Annotated in this window: 4 protein-coding genes and 1 pseudogene; 3 read left to right on the top strand and 2 right to left on the bottom strand. The window is 65.6% G+C overall.

Features of this window, described 5'->3' with window-relative positions:
- Nucleotides 1-172, top strand: a pseudogene (locus AC1D00_RS28355) (ABC transporter substrate-binding protein); the annotation flags it as partial.
- A 159-nt stretch (nucleotides 173-331) separates the two neighbouring features.
- On the opposite strand, the gene AC1D00_RS28360 reads toward AC1D00_RS28355, so the two are convergent.
- On the bottom strand, nucleotides 332-1,321 hold the full coding sequence (locus AC1D00_RS28360; protein WP_477012932.1) for a zinc-dependent alcohol dehydrogenase family protein: 990 nt from the start codon (nucleotides 1,319-1,321) through the stop codon (nucleotides 332-334).
- Nucleotides 1,322-1,423: 102 nt separating this feature from the next.
- On the opposite strand from AC1D00_RS28360, the gene AC1D00_RS28365 reads away from it, so the two are divergent.
- Together AC1D00_RS28365 and rnd are read left to right on the top strand one after the other, a co-directional pair.
- Nucleotides 1,424-2,323, top strand: coding sequence for a LysR family transcriptional regulator (locus tag AC1D00_RS28365; RefSeq protein WP_477012933.1), 900 nt, complete (start codon nucleotides 1,424-1,426; stop codon nucleotides 2,321-2,323).
- 354 nt (nucleotides 2,324-2,677) lie between these two features.
- Complete coding sequence (gene rnd / locus AC1D00_RS28370) at nucleotides 2,678-3,826, top strand: ribonuclease D (RefSeq protein ID WP_027542944.1); 1,149 nt, start codon at nucleotides 2,678-2,680, stop codon at nucleotides 3,824-3,826.
- A gap of 219 nt (nucleotides 3,827-4,045) precedes the next feature.
- Here the strand turns inward: rnd and AC1D00_RS28375 are convergent.
- A partial coding sequence (locus AC1D00_RS28375) for an aminotransferase class III-fold pyridoxal phosphate-dependent enzyme (protein ID WP_477012934.1) occupies nucleotides 4,046-4,539 on the bottom strand: 494 nt, incomplete at its 5' end.

Here is a 4,539-nt window from a genome sequence, read left to right on the forward strand (position 1 = left end):
GCCCTGGTTCGCGACCTACAAGACCGTGCCGGTGCGCAAGAACCTCGAGGACGAGGTGATGCTGGTCCTCAACGGCAAGAAGCAGCCGAAGGAGGCCCTCATCGCCGCCCAGAAGGCCGCCGACGAGACGCTCAAGCCGTACAACGCGGAAACGTCGCTGAAGCTGCCGTAAGGGGCTTCGCGGCTACGTAGGGTGGATTAGCCCGCGGCTGCGCGAAGCGCATCCGCGGGCGTAATCCACCGCTTCTGCCCCCGCGGATATCGACAGTGGTGGGTTACGCCGAGCGAACTGCGCTTCGCGCAGTCGCAGGGCTAACCCACCCTACGGCCCTCAGATCGTCACCACGATCTTGCCGAACTGATCGTTCGACTCGAGGAAGCGATGCGCCTCGACGATCTCCTCGAACCGGAACGTCCTGGCGATAACAGGCTTCAACGTGCCGTCCGACAGCCCCTTGAGGATGAACGCCTTCGCCCGCGCAAGGCGCGCGGGGTCGCGGATGATCTCGTGCACGAGGTAGCCGCGCAGGACTAGGCTCTTGGTCAACACGTTGAAGAGCGGAAACGGTGTCGGCTCGGGGCTCAGCCCGCCGTACTCGATCAAGATTCCGCCCCGTGACATCGCCGCAGTCAGCGGCTCGAAAGCGGGACCGCCGACGGCGTCAAACACCACCCGGACGCCGTCTGGACCGGCAATCTCCGTGAGCCGCGCTCCGATGTCTTCCTCATCCGAGGCGATCACGTGGGCGGCGCCGGCATCGCGCAAGGCGCGACGTTTCGTCGAGGTCCGCGTCAGGGCGACCGGGACAGCGCCGATCCGGTTCGCGATCTGGATGGCCGCAAGCCCGACGCTGCTCGATGCCGCCGTGATGGCGACGACGTCCCTTCGTCCAACTCCGGCGATGTCGACCAGTGCGCCGTAGGCCGTCAGATATTGCATCCATACCGCAGCGGCGACCTCGAAGCCAAGCTCGGGCGGATGCATCACGACGAGCTCGGCCGGAAACGTCGCAAGCTCGGCATAGGCCGGCCATCGCACCATCGACAGCGGCGGCACGATGCTCACAATGTCATCCGGCGCAAAACCGGCCACGCCTTCGCCGACGGCCTCGACGGTGCCGGCCGCCTCCAGACCAAGGCCGGACGGAAATTTCGCGGACTCGATATACGTGCCCCTCCGCAGCAACGCGTCCGCGCGGTTGAGACCGAGTGCCCGGACCCGGATCTGCACCTCGCCCATTGCCGGCGGTGGAACGTCGACGGTCTCGATGCGCAGCACCTCGGGACCGCCATGCCGGTGAAAGCGAACGGCGCGGGTCATGGACATACTCCAAATCAGTTGAACTGAATGGAGCTATGCCGGTCCCGTGGAGGCGGATAAATCACCCAAACAAGCAAACAGTCGAAACCAGGAGTTTTCAATATGGACCGCCTGACCAGCATGGCCGTGTTCGTCAGGGCCGTCGAACTTGGCTCGTTCGCGGCTGCGGCCGATGCCTTCGAGATGTCGGGACCAATGGTCGGCAAGCATGTGCGCTTCCTTGAGGGGCGCCTCGGCGTGCGCCTTCTCAACCGTACCACGCGTCGTCAGAGCCCGACCGAAGCTGGCCAGGCCTATTACGAGCGCTGCCGTGCGGTGCTCAGCGAGGCCGAAGCTGCCGACGCCGCCGTGTTCGACGAGCTATCCGAACCGCGCGGCAAGCTGCGCGTGACCATGCCCGCCCTGCTGGGACGGCACTGCGTCGCTCCCCTGCTGATGAAGCTTGCACGCAGATATCCGCATCTCGAACTCGATCTCTCCTTCGGCGATCCGATCGCTGACATCGTCGGGGCCGGCTACGATCTTGCGATCCGGACCGGCGATCTCGACGACGAATCCGGCCTGACTGCGCGGCGCATCGCTCGCCAGCGAATGGTGATGTGCGGCGCGCGGTCCTATTTGCGCGCCCATGGCAAGCCGAAATCGATCGACGATCTCGCCGCCCACCAGGCGATCATCTATCGCCGCTCCGGGCGCGTCCGGCCTTGGCTGTTTCCGCGGGACGGCCAGTCCCCGCGCGAGATCATGCCCGCCGGCAGGCTGAGACTCGACGATCTCGAGGCGATCGCGGATGCCGCGACACAGGGCATGGGGCTCGCCTGGCTACCCTACTGGCTGGTCCGCGAACGCCTCAACAACGGCGCGTTGGTCGGTCTCTTCGGGGGCCAGCCGGAATTCCTGTACGACTGCCACGCCCTGTGGCCACGGTCGCCACGGATGCCGCTAAAGGTCCGCGCTGCCGTGGACGCCCTCGCCGCCGCCTTGCCGAAACTGATGACGTGATGGCGGTCGTCCGCGCCATTAACCCCCCGTCCACCATCCGGCCCGGCCCGCCGCCGGTAACCACGACAATTAACAGACCCTCAACGCACTCCCGACAAGTCTAACGGTTCTGTCGGGGGATTTTGCCGTGGATCTGTTGGTTTTCGAGTTCCTGGGACTGGCCTTGGTCGCCATGTGCGTGGTCGTGGTGGCGCTGCCCTGCGCCCGCAAATCCTCGAACCGGGTCCGCTACGAATAGGAATTTCGTCGGAAACAGGCGATTCCGGCCCGATGCAAGGCTCGAATTCGCTTAGAGCCCCTTGACATCACAGCGCTTTCGGCAGAACGGCTGATATCAAGTGTCATGGGCCGTTCATGGATTTGATTACCACCACCGCTGACCTCGCGGCTGCCTGCAGCCGGTTGGCCAAGCACCCCGTCATTACAGTCGATACCGAGTTCCTGCGCGAAACCACCTATTACCCGCTGTTGTGCGTGGTGCAGATGGCCAGCCCCGAGGAAGCGATCGTCATCGACACCCTCGCCGAGGGCATCGACCTCAAGCCGTTCTTCGAGCTGATGGGCAACGAGGGCGTGCTGAAGGTATTCCATGCCGCCCGGCAGGACATCGAGATCATCTGGCACCAGGCCAATATCATTCCGCACCCGGTGTTCGACACCCAGGTCGCGGCCATGGTGCTCGGCTATGGCGACAGCATCGCCTATGACGCCCTGGTCGAGAAGGTCACCGGCCACCGCCCGGACAAGACCCACCGCTTCACCGACTGGTCGCGCCGGCCGCTGACCAAGGAGCAGATGCATTACGCGGTGTCCGACGTCACGCATCTGCGCGACGTCTTCGCGGCCCTCGATGCCGACCTGAAGAAGCGCCGCCGCAGCGAATGGGTCTCGATCGAGATGGAGGTTCTGACCTCGCCCCGCACCTACGACTTCCACCCCGAGCGCGCCTGGGAGCGGCTGAAGACGCGGGTGCGCAAGCCGAAGGATCTCGCGGTGCTGATGGAGGTCGCGGCCTGGCGCGAGCAGGAGGCGCAGAGCCGCGACGTGCCGCGCGGCCGCGTGCTGCGCGATGAAGCCATCAGCGATATCGCAACGCATGCGCCGAACACGCTGGAGAAGCTCGCCCATCTGCGCTCGGTGCCGAAGGGTTTTGAGAAATCCAAATGGGGCGCGGACATCGTCGCCGCGGTCGAGCGCGGCCTGGCGCGGGATCACTCCACGCTGCCGAAGCTGGAGAAGCCCCGCAACAATTCGAACGGTGCAGCCATCGTCGAGCTCTTGAAGGTCCTGCTGCGGATGACCGCGGAGCGCCATGCGGTCGCAAGCAAGGTGATCGCGACCGTCGACGATCTCGAGGAGATCGCAGCCAGTGACGAGGCCGACGTGCCGGCGCTACGCGGCTGGCGCCGCGAGCTGTTCGGCGATGCCGCACTGAAGCTCAAGCGCGGCGAGCTGGCGCTCGCGATCGAGAAAGGCCGCGTGATCGGGGTCCAGCGGGCTTAGGCGCGTGGTCCCTCCCCGCGGTCGTCCTGGCGAAAGCCAGGACCCCCGCGCGAGCGCCCAGCGCTCGTCGCGATACCCCAGGGAGGCTTTTGGCGAAGACTCGCCGCCCGGTACTCCTACCATCCCCATCGATGAATCACGCGGTATGTGTCCTGGCTTACGCCAGGACGACACCGGTGGATGTGGTCGGCTCCTCCGGCCACACCGACACGCTCGATCCTACGCCGGCGTCAGCTTCGCCACTTCCGCCTTCATGTCGTTCAGCACGCCCGATATCGCCGCCACCAGCTCGTCGATCTGGCTCTTCGTGACGATCAGCGGCGGGCAGATGGCGATGGCATCGAGCATGTTGCGGGAGATCACACCGCGCTCCTGGAGCATGCGGCTGGCAATGCCGCCGACGGCGCCGGGTGTCGCTGCTGCCGTCTTGCGCTGCTTGTCGATCACGAGCTCGAGCGCTGCGATCATGCCGACGCCGCGGACCTCGCCGACCAGCGGGTGGCTGGCAAGCTCACGCAGCTTGCCCTGCATGTAGGCGCCGAGTTCGGCGGCATGCGCAACCAGGCCGCGCTCCTCGATGATCTTAAGGTTTTCCAGCGCAATGGCCGAGCCGACGGGGTGACCGCCCGCGGTGAAACCGTGGCCGAGCACGCCGATCTTGTTGCTCTCGTCCGCGATCGGCTCGAACATACGGTCGTTCAGGATGATCGCCG

This window comes from Bradyrhizobium sp. P2_E8, assembly GCF_056403875.1.

Bases quoted from the DNA above. Each gene is read 5' to 3' on its own strand.
- rnd (WP_027542944.1), top strand. From the start codon at position 2,678: ATGGATTTGATTACCACCACCGCTGACCTCGCGGCTGCCTGCAGCCGG.
- AC1D00_RS28360 (WP_477012932.1), bottom strand. From the start codon at position 1,321: ATGACCCGCGCCGTTCGCTTTCACCGGCATGGCGGTCCCGAGGTGCTG.
- AC1D00_RS28365 (WP_477012933.1), top strand. From the start codon at position 1,424: ATGGACCGCCTGACCAGCATGGCCGTGTTCGTCAGGGCCGTCGAACTT.